Origin of the sequence: Clostridium novyi NT (assembly GCF_000014125.1) — a bacterium.
Lineage (GTDB): Bacteria > Bacillota > Clostridia > Clostridiales > Clostridiaceae > Clostridium_H > Clostridium_H novyi.
Genome location: NC_008593.1, coordinates 1,777,070 through 1,803,214, shown reverse-complemented (window position 1 = coordinate 1,803,214; position 26,145 = coordinate 1,777,070). Strand labels below are relative to the sequence as shown.

Annotated in this window: 25 protein-coding genes, 1 riboswitch and 1 other annotated feature; of the genes, 19 read left to right on the top strand and 6 right to left on the bottom strand. The window is 29.1% G+C overall.

Going from position 1 to position 26,145, the window contains the following annotated elements:
* Positions 1-250: 250 nt before the first annotated feature.
* The 6 genes from megL to NT01CX_RS08400 all read left to right on the top strand — a co-directional run bounded on the left by megL (position 251) and on the right by NT01CX_RS08400 (position 6,194).
* Positions 251-1,459, top strand: a complete 1,209-nt coding sequence (megL, locus tag NT01CX_RS08425) for a methionine gamma-lyase (protein ID WP_011722647.1) — start codon at positions 251-253, stop codon at positions 1,457-1,459.
* A gap of 228 nt (positions 1,460-1,687) precedes the next feature.
* Positions 1,688-3,061 carry a Na+/H+ antiporter NhaC family protein gene (locus tag NT01CX_RS08420; RefSeq protein WP_011722646.1) on the top strand — a complete coding sequence of 458 codons (1,374 nt, stop codon included), beginning with the start codon at positions 1,688-1,690 and terminating at the stop codon, positions 3,059-3,061.
* An 89-nt stretch (positions 3,062-3,150) separates the two neighbouring features.
* Positions 3,151-3,735, top strand: coding sequence for a 2-oxoacid:acceptor oxidoreductase family protein (locus tag NT01CX_RS08415; RefSeq protein WP_011722645.1), 585 nt, complete (start codon positions 3,151-3,153; stop codon positions 3,733-3,735).
* Complete coding sequence (locus tag NT01CX_RS08410) at positions 3,728-4,024, top strand: 4Fe-4S binding protein (protein WP_039239003.1); 297 nt, start codon at positions 3,728-3,730, stop codon at positions 4,022-4,024. Before NT01CX_RS08415 ends, NT01CX_RS08410 begins: the two co-directional genes overlap by 8 nt.
* Positions 4,025-4,040: 16 nt before the next feature.
* The gene (locus tag NT01CX_RS08405; protein WP_011722643.1) at positions 4,041-5,228 is read left to right on the top strand and encodes a transketolase C-terminal domain-containing protein; all 1,188 of its coding nucleotides are present in this window, start codon (positions 4,041-4,043) and stop codon (positions 5,226-5,228) included.
* A gap of 12 nt (positions 5,229-5,240) precedes the next feature.
* On the top strand, positions 5,241-6,194 hold the full coding sequence (locus NT01CX_RS08400) for a thiamine pyrophosphate-dependent enzyme (protein WP_011722642.1): 954 nt from the start codon (positions 5,241-5,243) through the stop codon (positions 6,192-6,194).
* Between the two features lie 82 nt (positions 6,195-6,276).
* On the opposite strand, the gene lgt is transcribed toward NT01CX_RS08400, so the two are convergent.
* Both lgt and NT01CX_RS08390 read right to left on the bottom strand, forming a co-directional pair.
* Positions 6,277-7,050, bottom strand: a complete 774-nt coding sequence (lgt, locus tag NT01CX_RS08395) for a prolipoprotein diacylglyceryl transferase (RefSeq protein WP_011722641.1) — start codon at positions 7,048-7,050, stop codon at positions 6,277-6,279.
* Between the two features lie 4 nt (positions 7,051-7,054).
* Positions 7,055-7,924 (bottom strand): ComEC/Rec2 family competence protein, encoded by an 870-nt coding sequence (locus tag NT01CX_RS08390; protein WP_011722640.1) that lies wholly within the window; start codon positions 7,922-7,924, stop codon positions 7,055-7,057.
* Between the two features lie 193 nt (positions 7,925-8,117).
* Here NT01CX_RS08390 and NT01CX_RS08385 point away from each other — a divergent pair, with 193 nt between their 5' ends.
* From NT01CX_RS08385 to NT01CX_RS08345, 9 genes are all read left to right on the top strand, one after another.
* The gene (locus NT01CX_RS08385) at positions 8,118-8,825 is read left to right on the top strand and encodes a lysophospholipid acyltransferase family protein (RefSeq protein WP_011722639.1); all 708 of its coding nucleotides are present in this window, start codon (positions 8,118-8,120) and stop codon (positions 8,823-8,825) included.
* Positions 8,826-9,121: 296 nt separating this feature from the next.
* Positions 9,122-11,047 carry an aconitate hydratase gene (locus tag NT01CX_RS08380; protein ID WP_011722638.1) on the top strand — a complete coding sequence of 642 codons (1,926 nt, stop codon included), beginning with the start codon at positions 9,122-9,124 and terminating at the stop codon, positions 11,045-11,047.
* A gap of 18 nt (positions 11,048-11,065) precedes the next feature.
* Positions 11,066-12,064: an isocitrate dehydrogenase (NAD(+)) gene (locus tag NT01CX_RS08375; RefSeq protein WP_011722637.1), complete on the top strand. Its 999-nt coding sequence runs from the start codon at positions 11,066-11,068 to the stop codon at positions 12,062-12,064.
* A 246-nt stretch (positions 12,065-12,310) separates the two neighbouring features.
* Complete coding sequence (locus tag NT01CX_RS08370) at positions 12,311-13,123, top strand: ABC transporter substrate-binding protein (RefSeq protein ID WP_011722636.1); 813 nt, start codon at positions 12,311-12,313, stop codon at positions 13,121-13,123.
* 5 nt (positions 13,124-13,128) lie between these two features.
* Positions 13,129-13,776 carry an amino acid ABC transporter permease gene (locus NT01CX_RS08365; RefSeq protein WP_011722635.1) on the top strand — a complete coding sequence of 216 codons (648 nt, stop codon included), beginning with the start codon at positions 13,129-13,131 and terminating at the stop codon, positions 13,774-13,776.
* 13 nt (positions 13,777-13,789) lie between these two features.
* The gene (locus NT01CX_RS08360; protein WP_011722634.1) at positions 13,790-14,524 is read left to right on the top strand and encodes an amino acid ABC transporter ATP-binding protein; all 735 of its coding nucleotides are present in this window, start codon (positions 13,790-13,792) and stop codon (positions 14,522-14,524) included.
* 56 nt (positions 14,525-14,580) lie between these two features.
* Positions 14,581-15,789 (top strand): argininosuccinate synthase, encoded by a 1,209-nt coding sequence (locus tag NT01CX_RS08355; RefSeq protein ID WP_011722633.1) that lies wholly within the window; start codon positions 14,581-14,583, stop codon positions 15,787-15,789.
* 83 nt (positions 15,790-15,872) lie between these two features.
* Positions 15,873-17,186: an argininosuccinate lyase gene (gene argH, locus NT01CX_RS08350; RefSeq protein WP_011722632.1), complete on the top strand. Its 1,314-nt coding sequence runs from the start codon at positions 15,873-15,875 to the stop codon at positions 17,184-17,186.
* Positions 17,187-17,296: 110 nt separating this feature from the next.
* Positions 17,297-17,472, top strand: a riboswitch (Lysine riboswitch).
* Positions 17,473-17,602: 130 nt separating this feature from the next.
* On the top strand, positions 17,603-19,357 hold the full coding sequence (locus NT01CX_RS08345) for a Na+/H+ antiporter NhaC family protein (protein ID WP_011722631.1): 1,755 nt from the start codon (positions 17,603-17,605) through the stop codon (positions 19,355-19,357).
* 83 nt (positions 19,358-19,440) lie between these two features.
* Here NT01CX_RS08345 and NT01CX_RS08340 read toward each other — a convergent pair whose 3' ends face one another.
* From NT01CX_RS08340 to NT01CX_RS08330, 3 genes are all read right to left on the bottom strand, one after another.
* Positions 19,441-19,962 (bottom strand): tryptophan transporter, encoded by a 522-nt coding sequence (locus NT01CX_RS08340; RefSeq protein ID WP_011722630.1) that lies wholly within the window; start codon positions 19,960-19,962, stop codon positions 19,441-19,443.
* A gap of 130 nt (positions 19,963-20,092) precedes the next feature.
* Positions 20,093-20,346, bottom strand: a binding site (T-box leader).
* Positions 20,347-20,447: 101 nt separating this feature from the next.
* On the bottom strand, positions 20,448-20,657 hold the full coding sequence (locus NT01CX_RS08335; RefSeq protein ID WP_011722629.1) for a DUF378 domain-containing protein: 210 nt from the start codon (positions 20,655-20,657) through the stop codon (positions 20,448-20,450).
* A gap of 169 nt (positions 20,658-20,826) precedes the next feature.
* Complete coding sequence (locus tag NT01CX_RS08330) at positions 20,827-21,291, bottom strand: Lrp/AsnC ligand binding domain-containing protein (protein WP_003365385.1); 465 nt, start codon at positions 21,289-21,291, stop codon at positions 20,827-20,829.
* A 303-nt stretch (positions 21,292-21,594) separates the two neighbouring features.
* Here NT01CX_RS08330 and NT01CX_RS08325 point away from each other — a divergent pair, with 303 nt between their 5' ends.
* Positions 21,595-21,990 (top strand): hypothetical protein, encoded by a 396-nt coding sequence (locus NT01CX_RS08325; RefSeq protein ID WP_011722628.1) that lies wholly within the window; start codon positions 21,595-21,597, stop codon positions 21,988-21,990.
* A gap of 56 nt (positions 21,991-22,046) precedes the next feature.
* Positions 22,047-22,814 carry a histidinol phosphate phosphatase gene (locus tag NT01CX_RS08320; RefSeq protein ID WP_011722627.1) on the top strand — a complete coding sequence of 256 codons (768 nt, stop codon included), beginning with the start codon at positions 22,047-22,049 and terminating at the stop codon, positions 22,812-22,814.
* Positions 22,815-22,845: 31 nt separating this feature from the next.
* Here NT01CX_RS08320 and NT01CX_RS08315 read toward each other — a convergent pair whose 3' ends face one another.
* Positions 22,846-24,096 carry a CehA/McbA family metallohydrolase gene (locus NT01CX_RS08315; protein WP_011722626.1) on the bottom strand — a complete coding sequence of 417 codons (1,251 nt, stop codon included), beginning with the start codon at positions 24,094-24,096 and terminating at the stop codon, positions 22,846-22,848.
* 147 nt (positions 24,097-24,243) lie between these two features.
* Here NT01CX_RS08315 and NT01CX_RS08310 point away from each other — a divergent pair, with 147 nt between their 5' ends.
* Complete coding sequence (locus NT01CX_RS08310; protein ID WP_011722625.1) at positions 24,244-25,302, top strand: HD-GYP domain-containing protein; 1,059 nt, start codon at positions 24,244-24,246, stop codon at positions 25,300-25,302.
* A 79-nt stretch (positions 25,303-25,381) separates the two neighbouring features.
* Positions 25,382-26,134, top strand: a complete 753-nt coding sequence (locus NT01CX_RS08305; protein WP_011722624.1) for a DUF4184 family protein — start codon at positions 25,382-25,384, stop codon at positions 26,132-26,134.
* Positions 26,135-26,145 lie beyond the last annotated feature (11 nt).

The window sequence follows — 26,145 nt, the reverse complement described above, 5'->3', positions numbered from 1 at the left end:
ACAGTGGGTAAGAAATTTTACAGTAATTTAGATAATAATGGTTTAAAAAGTTGACAAATATAGGAAAAGCAATACAAACTATTTCAATTTATTTAAATGTGAAACTAAAAGCAATGTTGAGGTAAATAATGTATTTGTATAAATTTTAAGGAAAATAAGGTTTGAAATTTAACTTTAAATACTAGGTTGGCATGCAACTTGCTTAGTATAAGGGTAAGGTTAAAAAAATATAAATTAGGGGGATTTTAAAATGAGTAATGAACATAACTTAAGCAATATGGGTTTTGGAACAAAGACTGTACATGGAGGACATATTAAAGATACTCAATTTGGATCACTTGCAACACCAATATTCCAAACATCAACATTTATATTTGATTCAGCAGAACAAGGTGGAAATAGATTTGCGGGAAAAGAAGATGGATATATTTACTCAAGAATAGCAAATCCAACTGTTGCAGAAATAGAAAGAAAAATTGCTTTATTAGAAGGTGGAGAAGCTGCAATAGGAACAGCATCAGGAATGGGTGCTATATCATCAGCTTTATGGACTGCATTAAAAGCAGGAGACCATGTAGTTGCATCTGATACATTATATGGTTGTACATTCGCATTATTAAATCATGGATTAACTAAAATGGGTGTAGAAGTTACATTTGTAGATCCAACTAATTTAGAAGAAGTTAAAAATGCAATGAAGGAAAATACAAGAGTTGTTTATCTTGAAACTCCAGCAAATCCAACATTGAAAGTTACAGACATAGAAGGAATAGCTAAAATAGCACATGAAGTTAAAGATTGTTTAGTATTTGTTGATAATACATTTAATACTCCATATATTCAAAGACCATTAGAACTTGGTGCAGATGTAGTAGTACATTCAGCAACTAAATATATAAATGGACACGGGGATGTTGTTGCTGGATTTGTAATAGGAAATGCAGACTTTATAGGTGCAGTTAGAGGACAGGGATTAAAAGATATGACAGGTGCAGTTATGAGTCCATTAAGTGCTTTTTTAATTATAAGAGGAATGAAAACATTAGAAATTAGAATGGAAAGACATTGTGCTAATGCAATGAAAGTAGCACAATTCTTAGAAGCTCATCCAGCAGTAGAAAAAGTATATTATCCAGGACTTGAAAGCTTTGAATATCACGATTTAGCTAAAAAGCAAATGGATTTACCAGGAGCTATGATTTCATTTGAAATAAAAGGTGGAGTTGAAGAAGGAAGAACTATTATGAATAACGTAAAACTTGCAAGTCTTGCAGTAAGTCTTGGAGATACAGAAACATTAATTCAACATCCTGCATCAATGACTCACTCACCATATACTAAAGAAGAAAGAGCAGAAGCTGGAATAAGTGATAGCTTAGTTAGATTATCAGTTGGTCTTGAAACTGTTGATGATATAATTGCCGACTTAAAACAAGCTTTAGATTTAATAGTAAAATAAGAAAATAAAATATGACTACAATATGCTTATATATTGTAGTCATATTAAAATAATAAAAGGCTACTTATAAATTGTTTATATTAAAGGTATTAGCTTAGATTATAATACTATTTTCCGAAAACCTTTACATTTCAATATATATATTAATTTTACCAATCTTCAGTTTACTAAATAAGCATGAAGATAGTTTTATAATTATGAGGTTATTAATTATAAGGAGGATAAGATATGGAGAGTGGAAGGGGAAAGAAAACATTATCAAGTGGGGTAGCGCTGATACCTTTTGTGGTATTTGTAGCTGTGTATCTTGGTAGTGGTGTTTGGCTAAATATGAAAGGAGTAGAAAAGGCTTTTTATCAATTCCCAGCGCCAGTTGCAGTATTCTGTGGTATTATAGTAGCATTTTTGATATTAAAGGGAAAATTAAATGAAAAGTTTGATACTTTTGTAAGTGGATGTGGAAATCCTGATATTATCATAATGTGCATAATTTATTTGCTTGCAGGGGCTTTTGCTACTGTATCAAAGGCAATGGGAGGAGTCGAATCTACAGTAAATCTAGGCTTAACTTATATACCAGCAAAATATATAATTGTAGGATTATTTATAATATCTTGCTTTTTATCAATTTCTACAGGTTCATCTGTAGGTTCTATAGTTGCAATAACTCCAATTGCAATTGGACTTGCTGAAAAAGCAGGTTTATCACTACCATTAACTTTAGCTGCAGTAATGGGTGGTTCAATGTTTGGAGACAATCTATCAGTAATATCAGATACAACTATTGCCGCTACTAGAACCCAAGGGTGTGAGATGAGGGATAAATTTAGAGTAAATATATTTATAGCAGCACCTGCAGCTATAATAACTATAATCTTTTTATTTATATTTGGTAAACCTGAAGTTCTTCCAGCAATGCAGGCTTATGAGTATTCAATTATAAAAGTAATTCCTTATATTTTTGTTTTAGTATTGTCACTTGCAGGAATGAATGTTTTTGTAGTTTTAACTGGTGGAATAATTTTATCTGGAGGAATCGGATTATTTTACAATAATTTAACTGTATTAACTTTTGCGCAAAATATTTTTGAAGGGTTTACAAGTATGATTGATATTTTCTTACTATCTATATTAACAGGTGGTCTTGCGGAGATGGTTACCAAAGGTGGAGGAGTAAAATTCCTACTTGAAAAAATACAAAAAATAATAAAAGGAAAGAAATCTGCTGAAATAGGAATAGGTATATTAGTAGCCTTAACAGATGCAGCAGTTGCTAATAATACTGTAGCAATTATAATAAATGGATCTATAGCTAAAAGAATGTGTGAGACATACAAAGTAGACCCAAGAAGAAGTGCATCTATTTTAGATACATTCTCATGTATAATGCAAGGCATAATTCCATATGGAGCTCAAATGTTAATACTATTAAGCTTTACAAAGGGAAGTATAACCCCATTCCAAGTAATACCGTTGCTTTGGTATCAACAATTACTTCTTATATCTGTTGTATTGTCTACATTTATACCATTTGCAGACGGAATAATAAGAAAAAATCCTTGGAAATGGAATTCTAAGAAGAAAGAAAATATAGAAGGATAAATTAATTAAATTATCGGTAATAATCTTATGAATAAAATCATATAAGTTTAATTGTTGTCAATTCATACAATGTGAAGGGAGGAAAATAAATGGATAAAAAACTAATTGAAATTCGTTGGCATGGTCGTGGAGGTCAAGGTGCCAAAACTGCTTCTTTACTTTTAGCTGAAGTTGCTTTTAATACTGGAATGTATATTCAAGGATTTCCAGAGTATGGACCAGAAAGAATGGGTGCACCAATAACTGCATATAACAGAATAGCAAACTTTCCATTAAGAGTTCATAGTAATATTTATGAACCAGATTTTGTTGTAGTAGTTGATGAAAGCTTATTAAAATCAGTTAATTGCGTTGCTGGATTAAAAAAAGAAGGTGCTATAATAATAAACACTAAAAAATCCATTGATGAAATAAGAAAAGAATTATGTGGATATGAAGGAAAAGTGTATACAATAGATGCTAGAACTATTTCAGAAGAAACTTTAGGTGCTTATTTTCCTAACACACCAATGCTTGCTGCTATAGTTAAAGTATTGGGTATTATGGATTTAGATGAATTTATAGAAGATATGAAGGATTCATTTAAACACAAATTTGCATCAAAACCCCAAGTAATATCTAAAAACATGAATGCTCTTAAGAGATCTCTTCAGGAGGTGAATGGAATTGAGTAAAAAAATGAATGTTACTTCAGAAAGTAAGTGGAATGAAATACCAATAGGCGGACAAATTGTTGATGCAGGTAATTCTGAAGAGTTTAAAACTGGTGATTGGAGAGCTATGAAGCCTGTATGGCATGAAGATAAATGTAAAAATTGTATGTTTTGTTGGGCTGTATGTCCTGATATGTCCATTATAGTTAAAGACGGAAAGGTAACAGGCATTGATTATGATCATTGTAAGGGATGTGGAGTTTGTACAAAACAATGTAAATTTAATGCTTTAGATTTTGTAGCGGAATAAGGAGGGAAGGATAACTATGTCAAAAGCTAAACAAATAAGAAAAAGTTTAAGTGGTAATGAGGCAGTTGCTACAGCTATGATGCAAATTAATCCTGAAGTAGTTGCGGCATTTCCAATAACTCCATCTACAGAGGTGGTTCAATATTTTTCAAGCTTTATAGCTAATGGAAAGTGTTCAACTGAATTTGTAACAGTAGAATCTGAACATAGTGCTATAAGTGCTTGTATTGGTGCTTCGGCAGCAGGTGCAAGAGTTATGACTGCTACATCATCTCAAGGATTAGCACTTATGTGGGAAATGCTTCATATAGCAGCAGGTGATAGATGTCCTATAGTTATGGCAGCAGTTAATAGAGCATTATCAGTTCCTTTAAATATTCATAATGATCATTCGGATTCTATGGGAGCTAGGGATACTGGATTTATACAATTGTATTCTGAAAATACCCAAGAAGCTTATGATAATTTTATTCAAGCTGTTAGAATTGCAGAACATGAGGATGTTTTAACACCAGCTATGGTCTGCTATGATGGATTTATTACAAGTCATGCTGTTGAAAACGTATTCTTAATGGAAAAAGAAGATGTTAGTAATTTTGTTGGTGAAAATAAGAGATTTGATAAAGGATTGCTTGGAGAAAAGAAATTAGTTGGTTCTATGGTTCTTACAAATTTCTATATGGAAATGAAACATCAACAGCTTCATGGATTATTAAATGCAAAAAAAGTTCTTCTTGAAGTAGCTAAAGAATATGAAGAGTTAACTGGAAGAAGCTATGGATTGTTTGAGAAGTATAGATTAGATGATGCAGAAGTTGCTATGGTAATTATGGGATCTTCAGCAGGTACTGCTAAAAAGGTTGTAGACGACTTACGAGAAAAGGGAATAAAAGTAGGCGTTCTTAAAATAAGATTATATAGACCATTCCCAGCAGAAGAAATTGCTGAAGCTCTTAAACATGTTAAGGCAGTAGCTGTAATGGATAAGGCTGAAGCATTATCAGGAAATGGTGGTCCAGTATTTAATGATGTTTCAAGTGCATTGTATGGAAATTCAGAAGGTAAGATTTTAATGAGTTATATATATGGACTTGGTGGAAGAGATGTTACAGTAAACTGGCTTACAACTGTATTTGATGATTTATACGCAGCTATGAAAACTGGAGAATATAAAAAATATAATTATTTAGCGGTAAGAGGATAGGGGGTGCTGTAGATGGCAACATTAAAAGAATTAACTAAAGTTGAAGATAGATTAGCTAGTGGACATAGAATGTGTGCTGGTTGCGGAGCACCAATGGTAGCAAAATGGGTTTTAAAAGCAGTAAAACCTGAAGATGAAGTGGTTGTTGGCTGTGCAACAGGATGTTTAGAAGTTTCCACAGGATTATATCCATATAGTTCTTGGAAAGATTCATTTATTCATACAGCATTTGAGTGTGCTTCAGCAACTATGAGTGGAGTTGAAGCGGCATACAAATCAATGAAATCTAGAGGGCTTATTAATAAAAATTATAAATTTATAACTTTTGGTGGAGATGGAGGAACTTATGATATAGGATTCCAATCTTTATCTGGTGCTATGGAAAGAGGTCATGATATGCTTTATGTATGTTATGATAACGGAGCATATATGAATACTGGCATACAAAGATCATCAGCTACACCATGTGGTGCTGATGCTACAACATCACCATCTGGAACAAACTCTTTAGGAAAAAGACAATTTAGAAAAGATTTAACTATGATAATGGCGGGACACCATATACCATATGTAGCTCAAACAGTACCTGTTATTCCAGGAACTAAATATATGTTAGATCTTTATAATAAATCACATAAAGCTATAAATGAAATTGAAGGTCCTAAATTTATTAATGTATTAACACCATGTGCAAGAGGATGGAGAGTTGATACTGCATCTGAACTAGATATAATTAAGCTTGCTGTAGACACTTGTTTCTGGCCATTATATGAAGTAATAGATGGTAAATTTAAGTTAACATATAAACCAGCTAAAAAGCTTCCAATAGAAGAATGGATGAAACCACAAGGAAGATTTAAACATTTATTTAAATCAGAAGAAGGAAAAGCTAAAATAAAATCAATTCAAGCTGAAATTGATAAGAGATGGGTAGAATTATTATTTCTTTGTGGAGAAGAGCTATAAATAGTAGGTTAAAAATAATTAATATAGTAGGTTAAAATAAATGAAAACTGTTAATAAATTATAGTTTATTAACAGTTTTCGTTTATTGTTTAAAAGTAGATTTATTTTTTATGTTTGATTTAATAATTAGAATAATTCCTAAAATTATAAATACTAAACTTATAACTTGAGCCATTCTAAGTGAACCTAGCATTAAGCTATCAGTTCTAAGTCCTTCTATAAAAAATCTTCCTAGTGAATAAAAAATTAAATACAAGTAGAATATAGATCCTTTTGCAAGATGTTTTCTAGTTATTAATAATAAAATGATTAATACTACTATATTCCAAATAGATTCATATAAGAATGTAGGATGATAGTAAAAACCATCTATATACATTCCATTTTGAATAAACTTTGGAAAATGAGATATAAACTCGTAGGATACTATGCCACCATGAGCTTCACTATTAAAAAAGTTTCCCCAACGACCTATAGCTTGTGCTAATATAAAGCAAGGAGCCACAGTATCAATTAAATCTAAAAAGTTTAATTTTCTATATCTGCTCATTAAATATCCACTAATTACGGCACCTATTAGTCCGCCATGAATTGCAAGTCCGCCTTCACGAATATATAAAATGTGAGAGGGATTAGCACCATAATAAGACCAGTTAAATATTACATAATACAATCTTGCGCATAGTATGGAAAATGGAAGAGCAACTATAAATACATCTGTTAATTTATCAAAATCTATATTATAAATTTTGCTTCTTTTGTATGCAAGACCATATGCTAAAATTATTCCCATACATATTAAAATGCCATACCAACGAATTTCAAGTCCGAAAATTTCAAATGCTACTGGATTCATGTTATCACTGCCTTTTTATGATTTTTGTTCCATTACTTTCAAGAATAATAGTTCCATTTATATCAGTTCTATATGTAGTAATGTTTTTGCTTTTTAGTTTTCTTAATGTTTCTTTATGTGGATGACCATAATCATTACCTTTGCCACAACTAATTATTGCAACCTTAGGATTGACTTCATTTAAAAAGTTATCACTAGTGGCGGTTTTGCTACCGTGATGACCTAATTTTAATACATCAGAGGAAATATTGTATCCTGAATTTAATATTTCTTCTTCACTTAAATTTTCCGCATCTCCACAAAATAAGAAACTAGTATTGTTATATGTAATTTTTAATACTATAGAATAATTATTTAGATTTTTATAAGTAGAATTGTTTGGAGCCACCACAAAACAACTTAATTTAGGATCTAAAGGAATATAAGTTCCAGCCATGGTTGAATTGATTTTTAAATTATTCTTCTGTAGTTCAGTTAGCATTTCTTTAAAAGAAGGTGTATTATTTGTAGCTTTAGGAGCTAAAAATTTGTCAATAGGAAAACTATGTATTATGTAAGGCATACCTCCAATATGATCGTCGTGAGGATGTGTTGCGATTACATAGTTTAACTTTTTTATACCGCATTTTTTTAAGTAATTATAAACTTTCCTATTAGGACAACCAGCATCGATTAATAAGGTTTTATTATTAAATTGTACTAAAGTAGAATCGCCTTGACCTACATCAATATAATGTATTGTTAGATAATCTTTATTAGAATTTACTGAACTACTTGATGTGAGTTTAGTATTAAAAAATATATATAACACAAATAGTAATAATACTATTATAACAGTTAATAATAAAGTTAAAAACTTTTTGTTTATTTTCATATACATTACCTATACAATAAAATTATTGTAAAATCCTTTCATAAATAAATCTAAGTTTACTTATAATTATTCCATAATATGCATTATATAAACATTAAAGGTATGAAGTATTAAAGTATTTATTGAATTCATACAATTTCAACATTATAATAGTAAGTATATATACAATTTGAGGAAGGAATGAAGCGAGTATATGAAGACATTGAGTGTGTATATGTATGTTGTATTTAATATGATAGGTACACTTTTTTCAAAAAAGAAATATAATTCTATGAAAGGAAAAGGTCAGATAGAAGAAGCGCAAAAACTTTTAAATAAAGTAGTAAAGGAATGGGCTCAAGGAATATTAGATAAAGCTGGAGTAACCGTAAAAGCAGAAGGATTAGAAAATATTCCAGATGAAGCATGTTGTTTTATAGCAAACCATCAAGGGGATTTTGATATAGTAACTATTTTAGCTACAATTGATAAGCCAATGGGATTTATAGCAAAAAAGGAAATGGAAAAGCTACCTATAATATCATGGTGGATGAAACAAATGCAATGTGTATTTATGGATAGACAAAATGTAAGAGAAGCTTTAAAATCTATAAATCAAGGTTCGGAAAATATGAAGAATGGTCAATCTATGGTTATTTTCCCTGAAGGAACTAGAAGCAAAAGCAGTACAATGGGAGAATTTAAAAAAGGAAGTTTAAAGATGGCTACTAAAGCAAAAGTGCCAATAGTGCCAATAACTTTAGATGGAACTTATAAGATATTTGAAGAAAACAATGGAAAGATAAAAAGTGGAGAAGTAAATTTAGTTGTTGGAGAGCCTATTTATCTAGAAAATCTTTCAAGAGAAGATCAAAAAAACATATCTGAGATAGTTAAAAATAAAATAGCTAAAAATTTATAATAAAAGTGTAAAGAGGAAGTATCTTCTTTACACTTTTGTTATAAATTTAAAATATACTAGTCATAATTTAATCAATAAGGTTATAAAATATGAATATAAAATTAGAAAAAATTCATAAATTGCAATTTTATATATATAAAATTGCAATTTATTTTGAATAAATAGGGTTTGTATGGTATAATTGTGTTCAAATATGATATTTGTTTTATTAAATATGCATTTTATGATTAATTATAAAGTTTTAAATTCATATTAAGAAAGTTTGAATTTTAATTTGTATAAAAGGGGCTGAAATTATGGGGTTTAATATTGTAGAGAAGATACTTAAAAATCATTTAGTTGTTGGAGAAATGAAAGATGGAAATGAAATAGGAATAAGAATAGATCAAACACTTACTCAAGATTCTACTGGAACTATGGCTTATTTACAATTTGAAGCTTTAGGAGTAGAAAAGGTAAAAACCAAAAGATCTGTTGCATATATAGATCATAATATGCTTCAAACAGGACCAGAAAATGCTGATGATCATAGATATATACAAACAGTAACTAAAAAGCACGGAATTTATTTTTCGAAGCCTGGAAATGGTATTTGTCATCAAGTTCATTTAGAAAGATTTGGAGTTCCAGGACAAACTTTAGTAGGGTCAGATAGTCATACCCCTACAGCAGGTGGAATTGGAATGATTGGTATTGGAGCCGGTGGTCTTGATGTTGCAGTAGCTATGGGGGGAGGAGAGTATTATATAAAAACTCCAAAGGTAGTTAAGGTGGAGCTTACAGGAAAACTAAATTCTTGGGTTTCTGCAAAGGATATTATTTTAGAACTATTAAGAAGATTAACTGTAAAAGGTGGAGTTGATAAAGTATTTGAGTATGCAGGAGAGGGAGTAAAAACTTTATCTGTTCCAGAAAGAGCTACTATAACTAATATGGGAGCTGAACTTGGAGCAACAACATCTATTTTCCCTAGCGACGAGATTACTTTAGAATTTTTAAAGGCTCAAGGAAGAGAAGGAGACTTTACTGAAATAAAAGCAGATGATGATGCTGTATATGATGATATTGTATCTATAAATTTAAGTGAATTAGAACCTATGGTTGCTTGTCCACATAGTCCTGATAATGTAGTTAAAGTTTCAGAACTTAAAGGTAAAAAAGTTAACCAAGTTACAATAGGAAGTTGCACAAATTCATCATATGTAGATATGATGAAGGTTTCAAAAATACTAGAAGGAAAAACAATCAATGAAGATGTATCTTTGGTAATTGGACCTGGTTCAAAACAAGTATTAAATATGATAGCTGAAAATGGGGCTTTAGCAAAAATGATTGCAGCAGGAGCTAGAATTTTAGAATCTGGATGTGGACCTTGTATTGGAATGGGTCAAGCACCTGCTAATGGGGCAGTATCATTAAGAACTATAAATAGAAATTTTGAAGGAAGATGTGGAACTAAAACAGCAGGTGTATATTTGGTAAGTCCAGAAATTGCAGCAGTTTCAGCATTAAATGGATGTATATCAGATCCAAGAGAATTTGGAGAAGCTCCAAATGTAGAAATGCCTAGTAGGTTCTTAATTAATGATAATCTTATTGTAAAACCAGCAGAACATGGGGAAAGTGTAGAAGTTGTGCGAGGACCTAACATAAAACCTTTCCCAAGAGCAGAGGAATTAAAGGATGTTGTTAGTGGAAAAGCATTAATTAAAGTTGGAGATAATATTACAACTGATCATATAATGCCATCTAATGCAAAGCTATTACCATTTAGATCTAATATACCTCATCTTGCTAACTTTTGTTTAACGCCATGTAATGAAGAGTTTCCTAAAAGAGCAAAGGAAAACGGTGGTGGATATATAGTTGCTGGAGAAAATTATGGTCAAGGTTCTAGTAGAGAACACGCAGCATTAGCACCATTGTATCTTGGTATAAAAGCTGTATTTGCAAAATCATTTGCTAGAATTCATAAAGCTAATCTTATAAATAACGGTATAATGCCATTGGAATTTATAAATGGTAGTGATTATGAAAGTATAGATGAATTTGATGAAGTTGTTATAGAAAATGCAAAGGAAGCAGTACAAAATGGAAAAGTTATTTTGAAAAACATAACTAAAAATGAGAAGTATGAAATGAGCCTTAAAGTTTCAGAAAGACAAAAAGATATGCTACTAAAAGGTGGTCTTATAAATAGCATAAAGTGTAAGAATAATTAAAAATGAGGGGGATTTGAAATGGGGTATAATGTAACATTAATTCCTGGAGATGGAATAGGACCAGAAATAACTGAAGCAACAAAAAAAGTAATTGAAGCTACTGGAGTTAAAATAAATTGGGAAGTTGTCGAAGCTGGTGCAAAAGTTATAGAAAAAGAGGGTGTACCTCTTCCAGAGTATGTAATTGATAGTATAAAGAAAAATAAGGTTGCATTAAAGGGACCTGTTACAACACCTGTTGGGAAGGGATTTAGAAGTGTAAATGTTGGACTTAGAAAATCTCTTGATCTTTATGCAAATGTAAGACCTGTAAAGACATATAAAGGAGTTCCATGTAGATATGAAAATGTGGATCTTGTTATAGTTAGGGAAAATACAGAGGGACTATATGCGGGAATTGAACATAATGTAGGAGAAGAAGCGGCTGAAACTATAAAAATAATTACTAAAAAGGCAAGTGATAGAATTGTGGATTTTGCCTTTAATCTTGCGAAAAAACAACAAAGAAAAAAGGTAACAGCAGTGCATAAAGCAAACATAATGAAGTTATCCGATGGACTATTTTTAAGATGTGCAAAGGAAGTTGCAAGTAAATATAGGGATATAGAATTTAATGATATGATAGTAGATGCTATGAGTATGAGACTTGTTCAAAATCCTGAAAACTATGATGTTTTAGTGATGCCTAATTTATATGGTGATATATTATCAGATATGGCATCAGGTCTTGTGGGTGGACTTGGAATTGTACCAGGTGCTAACATAGGAAAAGATATTGCGGTTTTTGAAGCGGTTCATGGTTCAGCACCGGATATTGCAGGGAGTGGCATAGCAAATCCAACTGCACTTATATTAAGTGGTGTTATGATGCTTAGATATTTAGGTGAAAATAATGCAGCTGATAAAATAGAAAATGCAGTATCTAAAGTTTTGGAAGAAGGAAAATGTGTAACATATGATCTTGGAGGAAGTGCTAAAACTATAGAATTTGCAGATGAAGTTATAAAACATATATAATTATAAAAATACACATGTATAATAATACTGGATAGATCATATAAAAAATCCCAAACAAAACCTTTGGTAGAAATACCAAAGGTTTTGTTTGTATATGTATAAAATATTTTGAATAAATATTCATAAAATACTTGCATAATTATAATAATAAATGTATAATTATTTATAAAGATGCAAATTACTTAATATTTATTTACAAACAAGTATTATAAAAAGGGGTATATAAGTAAAAAGGGGTGTATAAATATGAAAAAAATTATGAGCATATTATTAGTGATTATAATGGGGATTGTATCACTAACAGGATGTGGTTCAAAGGGAGCTTCTACTACAAATAGTAGTTCTGATAGTTCACTTGCAAGTGTTAAAAACTCTGGAAAATTGTTGGTGGGATTAGATGATGGATATCCACCAATGGAGTTTAGAGATGAAAAAAATAATTTAGTTGGGTTTGATATAGATTTAGCTAAAGAGATAGGAAAAAAATTAGGGGTTAAAGTTGAATTTATAACTACTGAGTTCAGTGGTATATTATTAGGATTACAATCTAAAAAATTTGATACTATAATTGCTGGATTTACAATGACTGATGAGAGAAAAAAATCTCTTAACTTTACGGAACCATATGTTTTAGGCGGACAAATTATAGCAGTTAAAAAAGGAAATAATTCAATAAAAAAACTTTCTGATCTTAAGGAAAAAGTAATTGGATGTCAAATGGGATCAGCAGGACAAATAACTGCTGAAAGTAAATTGAAGGACATTAAAGAATTGAGAAAATATGGAAAAATAACAGAGGCTTTTAGCGATATGTCAATAGGAAGAATAGATGCTGTAATTATGGATGCACAAGTAGGAGGATACTATATTTCTAAAAAACCCGGTCAATTTGAAGTTTTAGATGAAATGGTTTCAAAAGAACCTATGGGTATAGCTTTTAGAATGGGAGATAATGCATTAAAAGATGAAGTTCAAAAAATAATTAATGAACTAAAAAAAGATGGAACTTTATCAAAACTTTCAGTTAAGTGGTTTGGATTTGATGCATATAAGGGGTGAGTTAAGTGGAAATAGATATTTTAAGTAATATGCTTCCAGTATTACTTAAAGGAAGTGTTATAACAATAGAGCTAACTGTTATATCTGTAATTTTGGGAAGTTTTATTGGAGTAATTGTAGCGGGACTGAAGCTATCAAATAATAAAATTATAGTATACATTATATCCTTTTATACATGGATATTTAGAGGAACACCAATGTTTTTACAATTATTTTTCTTCTATTATGGATTACCGTTTTTAGGAATAAGTCTTACGCCTATGGTTGCTGCAATAATTGGACTTAGTTTAAATTCAGGAGCATATATGTCTGAAATTATAAGAGGGGGAATAATTTCTATAGATAAAGGACAATTTGAAGCATGTAAAGCCTTGGGTTTTACTAATATACAGACAATGACAAAGGTTATACTACCACAAGCATTTAGAGTAATACTTCCATCAGTTGGCAATGAGTTCATAACAATGCTTAAAGATACATCCTTAGTTTCTGCGATAACAATGGAGGAATTAATGAGAAATGCTCAACTTCAAATGTCTTCCACTGGAAGACCAGTAGAGCCATTTTTAATGGCAGGTTTATTATACTTACTTATGACCACAGTTTTTAACATTATTTTTTCTTTAACAGAAAAAAGATTGTCTGTATATTAAGGAGGTGTTTTCAATGTATATGATACAAACCAAGAATTTAACTAAGAAATTTGGAACATTAACAGTTTTTGAAAATCTAAGTGTAAATGTAAAAAGGGGAGAAGTTCTTGTAATAATAGGGCCTTCTGGTTCTGGAAAAAGTACTTTTTTAAGGTGCTTAAATACTCTTGAAATTCCAAATGAAGGTGAAATTTATGTGGAAGGAGAAAAAATAAACTTTAAAGATAAAAATGATACAAGAATTAAGATTGAAAAAATGGGAATGGTTTTTCAAAGCTTTAATCTGTTTCCTCACATGACAGTAGAGAAAAATATAATTGAAGCACCAGTTGTAGTTAAAAAAGAAGATAAGGAAAAAATGAAGAAAAAAGCACATGAATTATTGAAAAAAGTTGGGCTTGAGGATAAGAAAGAATATTATCCTTCAAAACTTTCTGGAGGACAAAAACAAAGGGTAGCAATAGCAAGAGCTCTTGCTATGGAGCCAGATTTAATGTTGTTTGATGAACCTACATCCGCATTAGATCCTGAACTTGTGGGAGAAGTTTTAAATGTAATGAAAGAACTTGCAAAAGAAGGAATGACCATGATTGTAGTAACACATGAAATGGGATTTGCAAGAGAAGTTGCTGATAGAGTTATTTTTATGGATGGGGGAAAAATAGTGGAGGAAGGAAGTCCAGAAGAACTATTTAATAATCCAAAAGAAGAAAGAACAAAATTATTTTTAAATAAAGTATTTAAATAAAAATCATAATTAGGAACCTAATTCAAATAATAAATTTTTTACAGGGGGCAATAAAAATGAAGGAAAAAGTTGTTTTAGCATATTCAGGAGGACTTGATACATCTATTACTATACATTGGCTTAAAGAAAATTATAATTTAGATGTTATAGCTTGTTGTGTAAATGTAGGACAAGATGAAGATTTTGATGAAATAAAGAAAAAAGCAATAAAATCAGGGGCAACAAAAATATATGTAGAAGATGTAAAAGATGAGTTTGTGTCAGAGTATATATATAAAGGGGTAAAAGCAAATGCAGTATATGAAGGAAAGTATCTTTTAGGAACATCTTTTGCAAGACCCTTAATTGCAAAAAAACTTGTAGAGGTTGCACATAAGGAAGGAGCTAAATATATTTGTCATGGTTGCACAGGAAAAGGGAATGACCAAGTACGTTTTGAAGTTGGAATAATGTCATTAGATCCATCAATAAAAGTAATTGCACCATGGAGAATATGGAATATAAAATCAAGAGAAGATGCCGTAGATTATGCTAATGCAAATGGTATAGAAGTACCTGTTACTAAAGAAAAAATATATTCAAGGGATCAAAATCTTTGGCATATAAGTCATGAAGGTGGAGATCTTGAGAATATAAGAAATGAACATAAAACAGATATGTATTGTATGACAGTACCACCAGAAAAGGCTAAAGATGAAGTTAGTTATATTAAGATAACTTTTGAAAAGGGAGAAGCTAAAAAATTAGACGATGTAGAAATGTCACCAGTTGAAATCTTAGAAAAGTTAAATAAAATTGGTGGAGAAAATGGCATTGGAGTTATAGATTTATTAGAAAATAGACTTGTTGGAATGAAATCAAGAGGGGTATACGAAACTCCAGGTGGAACTATTTTATATGCAGCACATAAAGAACTTGAATACTTAACTATGCAAAAGGAAACATTCCACTTTAAACAAATGGTATCTCAAAAATATGGGGAGCTTGTTTATAATGGTTTATGGTTCAGTACATTAAAAGAATCTTTAGATGCATTTATTGATAAAACACAAGAGGTTGTAAATGGAACTGTAAGATTAAAACTTTATAAAGGAAACATTATGGTAGCAGGAATGGAATCACCAAATGCATTGTATGAAGAAAGTATATCATCCTTTGGAGCTAGTGATTTTTATGACCACAAAGATGCAGAAGGGTTTATAAATTTATTTGGATTACCATACAAAATAAATGCAATGATTCAACTTAAAAATCAAGAAAATTAATAAAAATAACACAATAAAAAGAGGGCTAATATATAAATAGTTATATGTAAAATTAATATTAGAGATAAAGGGACGTGATTTAGGTGAAGCTTTGGGGTGGGCGTTTTAAAAATGCTGAGAGCAAGCTTATGGAAGACTTTAATAGTTCATTAAAGTTTGATAAGAGATTATATAAAGAAGATATTAAAGGAAGCATTGCGCATGTAAAAATGCTTTCAAAATGTGGAATTTTAGAAGGGGAAGAAAAGTTAATAATAATTGATGGATTGATTTCTATATTAGATGATATAGAAAATGGGGTATTAAAAATTGAAGGAGACTATGAGGATATTCATAGTTTTATTGAAATTAATCTTATAAATAGAGTTGGAGATGTTGGAAAAAAGCTTCATACGGGGAGAAGCAGAAATGATCAAGTAGCTGTTGATATGAGAATGTATGCTAAAAGTATAACTTTTGAAATTATAGAATATATAAATGAATTATTAGAGGTTATTACAAATTTAGCCGACAGTAATGATGTTATAATGCCAGGATATACTCATCTTCAAAGGGCTCAAGTTATTAAGTTTAAGTTACATATGATGGCATACTACAGTATGTTTAATAGAGATAAAAAAAGGCTATTAAGTGATATTGAAGTAATGGATGAAAGTCCACTAGGCTGTGGTGCCCTTGCAGGTACCACATACAATATAGATAGAGAATTTACAGCTAGGGAATTAGGCTTTAAAAAGTGCGTTGATAATTTTATGGATGGAGTTAGTGATAGGGATTATTTAATAAGTCTTTTATCATCATTTTCACTAATAATGATGCATTTAAGTAGATTAAGTGAAGAACTTATTTTGTGGAGCAGTAAAGAATTTGACTTTGTAAAAATAAGTGATGAATTTTCAACTGGAAGTAGTATAATGCCTCAGAAAAAGAATCCAGATGCAGCGGAACTTATAAGAGGGAAAACAGGAAGGGTTTATGGTTCATTAATGGGACTTTTAACCACTATGAAGGGGATACCTCTAGCTTATAACAAAGATATGCAAGAAGATAAAGAAGGATTTTTTGATGCAGTAGATACGGTTAAAAAATCCCTAAAGGTTATGAGTGGTATGCTAAGTACTTTAGAATTAAAAAAAGATAATATGTATAATGCAGTAAAAAAGGGATTTTTAAATGCTACAGAAGCTGCGGATTATTTAGTTAATAAGGGAATGGCATTTAGAGATGCTCATGGGGTTATTGGGGCGATAGTTTTATATTGTGAAGAAAATAAAAAGGCTATAGAAGATTTACCTTTGGAAAAATTAAAGACATTTTGTGACTTGTTTGATGAAGATATTTACGATTTTATTGAGTATAGTAATAGCTTAAAAAGAGGAATTAAAATAAATATATAGTTATAGTGCGAAATTTTAAATAAAATGTAGAAAATAATGAAAAAATATTTATTATACTATTGACTATTTATAAATAATAGTATAGAATTTTAAGAAAGCGTATATCGAAGTTTAGTGATAGAGGTGCGGTATTTAAGAGTACTTATGTTGAGGAAAGCACGATGAAGCATAAGGAAAGGAAACATCGCCGAAGTGTATAACCGATGCTTTAAGGTTATATGGCTGGTTTTGCATAAAATATATGTAAGATTGTCACAAATTTTATTTGTGGAGGGCTATCATTCAACTTATTAGGTACTTTGTTATTCTTAGTATTTAGTAAGCCTTGAGTGAATTTGCTCAAGGCTTTTTTAATTTTAACTTTCCACGAAATTTCGGTATATGTCAATACAGAAAAACTAGGGGGAAGGAATAATATGAAAAACAAAAAAATATTTATTAGCACACTTATGCTGATGTTAGTAGTATTTGCAACTACAGCATTTGGTGCAGAACAAGATGCAGCTAAAGCAAATGCTATTAAGTTTGGGCTTTGGACGCTGTTACCACCATTAATATCGATAATATTGGCATTTATTACTAAAAATGTAGTATTATCACTATTCTTAGGGGTATTCTCTGGAACATTTTTATTAGCTTTAAATAATTATGGTGTGGGAGGAGCGGTATTCCACGGATTTTTAGATGTTGTAACTCAAGTTTTAAATTCATTAGCAGATAAATGGAATGCAGGTATTATATTACAGTGTTTAGCCATTGGAGGACTTATAGCATTAATTACAAAAATGGGTGGAGCAAAAGCCGTTGCAGAATCATTATCTAAAAAGGCTAAAACTCCAGTAAGTACACAAATAATCACTTGGCTTCTTGGAATTTTTGTATTCTTTGATGATTATGCAAATTCACTTATAGTTGGTCCTATAATGAGACCTGTTTCTGATAAAATGAAAATTTCAAGAGAAAAATTATCTTTTGTAATAGATGCAACAGCAGCGCCAATAGCAGGTATAGCAGTTATTTCAACATGGGTTGGATATGAACTTAGCTTAATAAAAGATGGATTTGAAGCTATTGGGCAACATGCAAGTGCGTATAGTATATTTTTAGAAACTATTCCATATAGATTTTACAATATATTAATATTAATGTTTATAGTGTTTACAGCTATATTTTTAAGAGAATTTGGTCCAATGCTTAAGGCAGAAAGACGTGCTAGAACTACAGGAAAATTAGTAAGTGATACTGCAAAACCTATGGTTTCATCAGAAGGGACAGAACTTGAACCCAAAGAGGGAACTGTATTAAAAATAAAAAATGCAGTAATTCCAATAATGGTATTAATAATTGGAGCATTTTTAGGATTTTATTATAATGGATATACAGCAATAATGGGTGGAGAAGATAAGGCTTTAATTACATTATTACAATCTCATCCAGCATCTTTTGAAGCAATTAGAGAATGTTTTAGTGCATCGGATGCTAGTATAGTTTTATTTCAAGCAGCATTACTTGCAAGTATAGTTGCTATGGTAATGGGGATATCACAAAAGATATTCACTTTAAGTGAAGCTATTGATACTTGGGTAAATGGTATGAAATCACTTATAATAACAGGGGTTATATTACTTTTAGCTTGGTCATTAAGTGCGGTTATCAAGGATCTTGGAACATCACACTTTTTAGTAGCTAAATTATCATCTAGTTTACCGGCATTTGTTTTACCAGCAGTTATATTTGTACTTGCATCAATTATATCATTTGCTACAGGAACTTCATATGGAACAATGGGTATATTAATGCCACTTACAATTCCTTTAGCTTTTGCTATAAATCCGACACATTCATATATGATTACAGCAGTAAGTTCTGTACTTACAGGAGCTATATTTGGAGATCACTGTTCTCCAATATCAGATACTACAATATTGTCATCTATGGGGGCTGCATGTGACCATATTGATCATGTAAAGACACAACTTTACTATGCTATAGTAGTAGCAATGGTAACTGTTTTAGCAGGATATATTCCAGTATCACTAGGAATGCCAATATATATAGTTCTTCCATTAGATATAGTTATAATTGGATTAATAGTTAGATTTGTTGGAAAACCTGTTGAAGTAGAGGAAAATGTAAAAGTTAATGAAAATGAAGTTCAGTTAAGTAAGTAGTTAAGGGCAACATAAAATACGGGGGCTAAAATAAATTAAATAAAAAAGAGAGGATTTAAATTTAAAATTCTCTCTTTTTTTATTTAAAATATGTTTGTATTTGAATGTTTTAATGATAATTTTATTCCGTTATATATAATAGGAGCTATTATAGAATTTACAACTGTTGCAGGTAAAACTACGGCTAAAAATAAAGATGATACAGATTGAGTAATACCTACTAAAAATGCAGCTGAAAGTATAAAAACAGTACCACTTACAATAGTTCCTATAAAAGTTTCTATAATTATTTTAACTTGATTATTAAATTTATTTCTAAATGGTATCAAAGATAAATAAATAACGTGAGATGTTACTATTTTATCTATTATATTAGCTGGTTGTCCACCTGGAAATGTAGTAGTAAGTGCAGTTAAAACGCCGTATAATATTCCAGAAATTAAAGTGGTTTTATAATCATCATTTAATAATATTATTATAAACATCATAATTAATGAAAGATCTGGTTTCATACCAAACAATATTGGTGGGGCGATTTGATGAAGAATAAAACCTATAGCTATTAATAAAGAATTTATAATTGATTTTTTAAAATTAGTTTTCATAATAAAATACTCTCCTTTTTCTAATAAAATAAATTTTAAATTTAATGAATAAAAATGAACTATAGATCTCTTTCATACCATATTTATCACCACCTTAATAAAAAAATATATAAAAAAACTTCACCCTAAATAATAGGGCGAAGTGTATTCGCGTTGCCACCTAAATTATATTATTAAAAATAAAATTATTTAATAATACATCTCTTTCAGATACTAACATATCCTATCGCTATAACGTGCGAAACACGGTAAAGACTACTTTCAAAATGATTTCGGCTTACATCTAACAGGTCCATTCGCTAAAGTCTATTGTATTGAGATTCCACCATCCTCAACTCTCTAGAACTTAGTACTTTAGGTACTAATCCTGATCCACGATTTTAAATATTGACTTAATTATAATCATATTTTTTTCATAAGTCAAGAAAAAATTCCAAATATTTTAAAATATTTGGAATTAATAAATTCGAGATATATAATTAGTCTTATTTAGCATCATCAACTTCACGATCTCTACCAAAGAAAGAGATAGCGTAAAGACCAGCTAAACCAACTAGGGCATATATAACTCTAGAGAAACCGGACATGTTTCCGAATAAAGAATCTACTAGGTTAAATTTAAAGAAACCAATTAGTCCCCAGTTTATTGCTCCTATAATAACTAAAACAAGTGCAGTTATATCTAATCCTTTCATGTGATTACATCTCCTTTAAAATAAATTTATACAAATAGTATTTACATTTAAGAAAAAAATTATTAGTAAAAAAATAAAAAGATTAGATAAAATTAGTTTAAATATAAAAAAGATACATAGAACCATCTATATATCTTTTTTTAATATGTAGAAATGTATAATTTCTAAATTACAGTTGTATGTTTCTATCTATTGGTTGAGAAAGTGATATAAAAGTGTCTGTTCTTTGAATTTCAGGAATAACTTGAATTTCATTCATTAATAAATTTTGTAGATGAGAAATGCTTTGGCATATTACTTTCATAAATATAGAATATTCTCCTGTTGTGTAATGTAATTCTACAACTTCATTAATTTCATTAAGTTTTTTTAGTACATGAGAAAAAGAAGATGCTTTATTTAAATATATTCCGATAAAACAACATACATCGTATCCAAGTTTTGTATTGTCTAAAATCAACTTGGTACCTTTTATTATTCCGATATCCTCCATTTTTTTCATTCTAACGTGTATTGTACCACCACTAACATGACATTTTCGGGCTATTTCTAAATAAGGAGTTCTAGAATCTTTTATCAATATTTCTAAAATTTGTATATCTAAATCGTCAAGACCGTTTATTTTTAAATCCATGGGAACCACCTCTAAAAATAAAATATTCAATAACATTATAACAAAGTTTTTATTAAATTAACAAAGTTAAAATAAAAAACTATGAAATGTTTATAAACTACATATATTTTAACATAAAATAATTATTAATACTAAAAAATATGTGCATTTAATACTAAATTTATAATTTATATATTCTGAGGATAAATTTATTCTTGGAAAAATAAATTATTTTTGTATATTATATATATTAAACTTGATAAATATAGATATATATATGTATAATAATATATTATAAATACTCAAGAGGAAAGGATGACGAATATGGGTTTTTTAAAGGTATTTTTACCTATGCTTTTAATAGTTGTTGTTATTTTGTTTGTATATAACGTTTTAAAAATCTATGTTTTAGATAAGATTAAAGTTAATAAATGGGTTATGCTTGTAATTACAATTTTAGTATTTTTTATTCCTAATTTATTATGGGGAAAACAAATTCAAAATACGTATTGGCAATATATACATACAGGAGTATTTTTAATATTCTTCTTATGGTTTTTAGATTTAGCTGGATTAAATAATAGAAGAGCCTATAATAAATCTAAAGAAGGTAAAAATGGTACAATAAGAGCTAAAGCAAAGCCAAGTAGAGTAAACAATGCAGATATAGAAGTTATATCTGACAGTAAAAAAGCTAAGAAAAAAATGAAGAAAAAATAAATTATAATTATCAGCAAAACTTTAGAGTTTTGCTGCTTTTTTTAGGGGGAAAAATTATGTTTGACACTCATATGCATACTGAATATTCAACAGATTCTAATATGAAAATTCATGAAGTTATAGATAAGATGAAAGAATATAATATAGGGGCAATTATTACAGAACATATGGATTTGAATTATCCAGACAAAGATCAATTTAGATTAGACTGTGATAAATATTTTAATGACTATATAAGATATAGAAATCATAGGATATTATTAGGAATAGAAATAGGAATGAGCAATGAATACTCAGAGCAATATAGAAAAATTATAAACAACTATCCATTTGATTATGTAATAGGGTCATTACATGAAATGAACAATGAGGATTTATATATGGCAGAGAAGTTATATAAGGATTATTCTAAAGATGAACTTTATATAAAGTATTTTGAAGAGATTATAAGTAGGGTAGAGAAACACGAATTTATAGATAGTTTAGGACATATAGATTATCTTTCAAGATGTGCTAAATATGATGACAAAGAAATGTATTATGATGTATATAATGAGTATATAGATGAAATTTTAAAAAAATTAATAGATAAAGGAATTTGTTTAGAATTAAATACTAGAAGACTTTGTGATAAAAGTGCTATAGATAATCTTTCAAAAATATACAGTAGATTTTATGAGCTTGGAGGAAAATATATAACTATAGGTTCTGATGCTCATGTAAAAGAGAATATAGGCAAATACTTCAATGTAGCAATTGACATTGCGGAATATTGTAACCTTAGACCTGTTTATTTTAAAAATAGAAAATTAGAAATTCTATAAACAAAATCCATAGGGCTAATATTATTTAGCCCTATGTGAAAACTGCTGATGAAATACCCATTTTATCATCTTTATAAATAACCTTAGCTACATACCAACAATTTTTTTTATATGGAATAGAAAAATCCCATTTTAACTTTCCTTTCTTTTTAGGAGACTTTTCTTTAATGATTTTTTTACCATTAGATATAATTTGAACCTTTTTTATAGGGTTTTTTTTATCTTCAGCGTATATTTCAAAGTTTAATTTTTTAGAAGGGTTAATGGTGCTTCCCATCCATTTACCGTTTGCTTTAAATATTAATTTTAATGATCTTGTTTCAGAAGAATAAGTTCTTCTACAGTTTAAAGCTTCATAAAAATCTTTTTTATTTAATGATTTACAAATAACAACTGTTAAGTTATCTGTATCTCCCCAATTCATTCTGTGGTTATCTTGTCCATTTATTGCACCAATATGCCAACCTTTATCTAAAAGGTTGTAATAATATTTTTCTCCATTTAAATATTTAAAAGGGGGAGAACCATTTCCTACTTCTATAAAATTTACAAACTTATCTAATTCAGAATCATATTTAAAGTCTTCTATATACTTATGGGGATGATTTATACATACAATTGGATTTCGTTGATTTTTTAGCCACATAGTAAATTTATGAAAGTCTTTAATTTTTCCTTTATAAAGATTATTTGAATTTAGTACATTAAAATCACCAAAGTTTTTAGAAGTTAATTCAAAGCCACCTAATGAAAGAAATTTATTGGTTTTATTATTAAATTTATCAGCGTCATTTTTTAAAGTTTCCCATTTAGAATTTTTAGAAGAGGTGCTTTTTTTATCTCTGTAAAGATGACCACCATGATCTGTAACTATTAAAAAGTCGATTCCTTTTTTCTTTGCATAATTAAATGCTTCTGTAGGTGTTCCTTTTCCTGTTGAAAGACAAGTATGGGAATGCGGTATACCAAAATAAAAATTATATTTTTCTATATCAGAAGATATTTTTATTAAAAAACACCATTTGAGTTCCTTTTTTTCTTTATGTTTATCATATAGTACTATTTTTACTTTTTGAATTCCTGAATGAAGTTTTTTGTGAGGAGTGTAAGTAAGTGTGTTGTCTACAATTTTAAAACGAACTTTTTTATTGTTTAGGTACATTTTTATATCGGATAAATTTTTATAGTATGTTTTATCAAGAGAAGTTAAGGATATTTCAGGAAATTTATTGTGTATAATACTGTTATTCTTTGGACTATTAATTAATATATTACTATACATCACTATATCTCCTTATGTTTATTTAACTTAAAATTATTCAGCATTATATAATAATAGTTTATACAAATTAATTATTTGTGTGTTACATATGTAAATTATGGTATAATTTACAGTAATATAATTGAAATTTTAAGTGAGGTATGTAGCATGAGATTAGAACTTATTGAAAATCTAAAAGGATGTGAAATATTAGCTAAAGATATATTAAGTAGTACCGGTGAGATTCTCCTTAAAACGGGAATTAAAATAGAAAAGTTTATGATACCGAAGTTAAAAAGATATGGTGTATTTATGGTATATATCAAAGATAATAGATTTTCTGATGTTATAGAAGAGGATAATGTACTAACAGAATTAAAGCAGACTACACTTGAAATAATGCCTAACTTATTTAATGAGCTCTTAGAAGGGGATACAAAAGTTTTATCTAAGTCTATGTACAAGATGGATAATCTTATTGAGCAAATAATAAATCAAAATAGTATAAATATAAGTTTATATGAAGTAAAGACATATGATAATTACACTTACATACATTGTGTTGATACTGGGATAATGTCAGTTTATTTAGGATCATGTTTAAACTTAGATACATCTAAAATTAAAGAATTAGGTATTTCAGCTATGTTACATGATATAGGAAAGATCAAGGTTCCAAATGAAATAATAAACAAGCATGGACCTCTTACAGATGAGGAGTTTAAAATAATAAAAAAACATCCTATTTATGGACGAGATATTTTAACAAGAACAAATTTATTTTCAGAAGATATTATAAGAGGAGTAGCGGAACATCATGAAAGAATAGATGGAAAAGGATATCCCTATGGACTTAAAGATGAAGAAATATCTACTTATGGAAAAATAATCACCGTAAGTGATATGTTTACTGCAGTAAGTGCCAATAGAAGTTACAGAATGAAGTTTGACCCTAATGAAGCATATGAGTTTATTTTAGCTGGAATGGGTACTAAATTTGATAAGGAAGTTATAAAGAAATTTAAAGAAAACTTTGCTATATATCCTTTAGGATGTGGAGTAAAACTCTCAAATGGGGTACAAGGATACGTAATAAAACAAAATAAAAATTTCCCGGATAGGCCAATAATAAGAGTTATTTATGACATATATACAAATGAACCAGTACAGCCTTATGATATTGATCTTATGAAAAATATGTCACTTACAATAAAGTCTGTTTGCTAAGAAATATTAATATTGATAGCTAATGAATGTTAATGTAAACTATATTAGAAAATAATACAGTTTATAAGGAGGAAAATACATGCCATTTACATTTGCACATCCAGCTATAGTTATACCATGTAAAAAGAAAGCTCCAAAGTATTTAGATCTTTCTGCATTAGTTATTGGGAGTATGGTTCCGGACTTTGAATATTTCTTAAGATTTATGCCTAAAGGTACTATAGGACATACCTTAATAGGAAGCATATGTTTTGATATACCTTTAGTAATAATATTATATTTACTGTGGGAATACATAATAAAAAAACCGTTTATATTAAGTATGCCACAGCCTATTGATAAAAAGTTTTCTTTTTTAATTAATGAAAAAAAGAACTTTACTATAAAGAAAGTTATAGTTTTTATTTATTCATCATTAATAGGAATTTACTCACACATTCTATGGGATAGTTTTACCCATAAAACAGGATTTTTTGTAGTGAAATTAGGTTTGTTATCAAACAAGATTAGCATTTTAAATTATAAAGTTCCAATATATAAATTTTTACAACATGGAAGTACCGTAATAGGTAGTATTTATATAATAGTATATTTATATTCTCTAATGAAATATACAGATTGTAATATGAAATTTTTTAATAAAGAAGACAAAGTAAACTATTGGATATTAGTAATTGTTATAACATTTAGTATATTTTTATATAGAATTACAATGACTTTAGATTTTGTATCATTAAAGTATTTTGGGATTTATATAGTTTCATTTATAAGTTCCATATTATTAAGTATTTTGATAGTATCTTTTGTATTTAAAATTAAGTATAGAAATTAAGGAGTGTAATT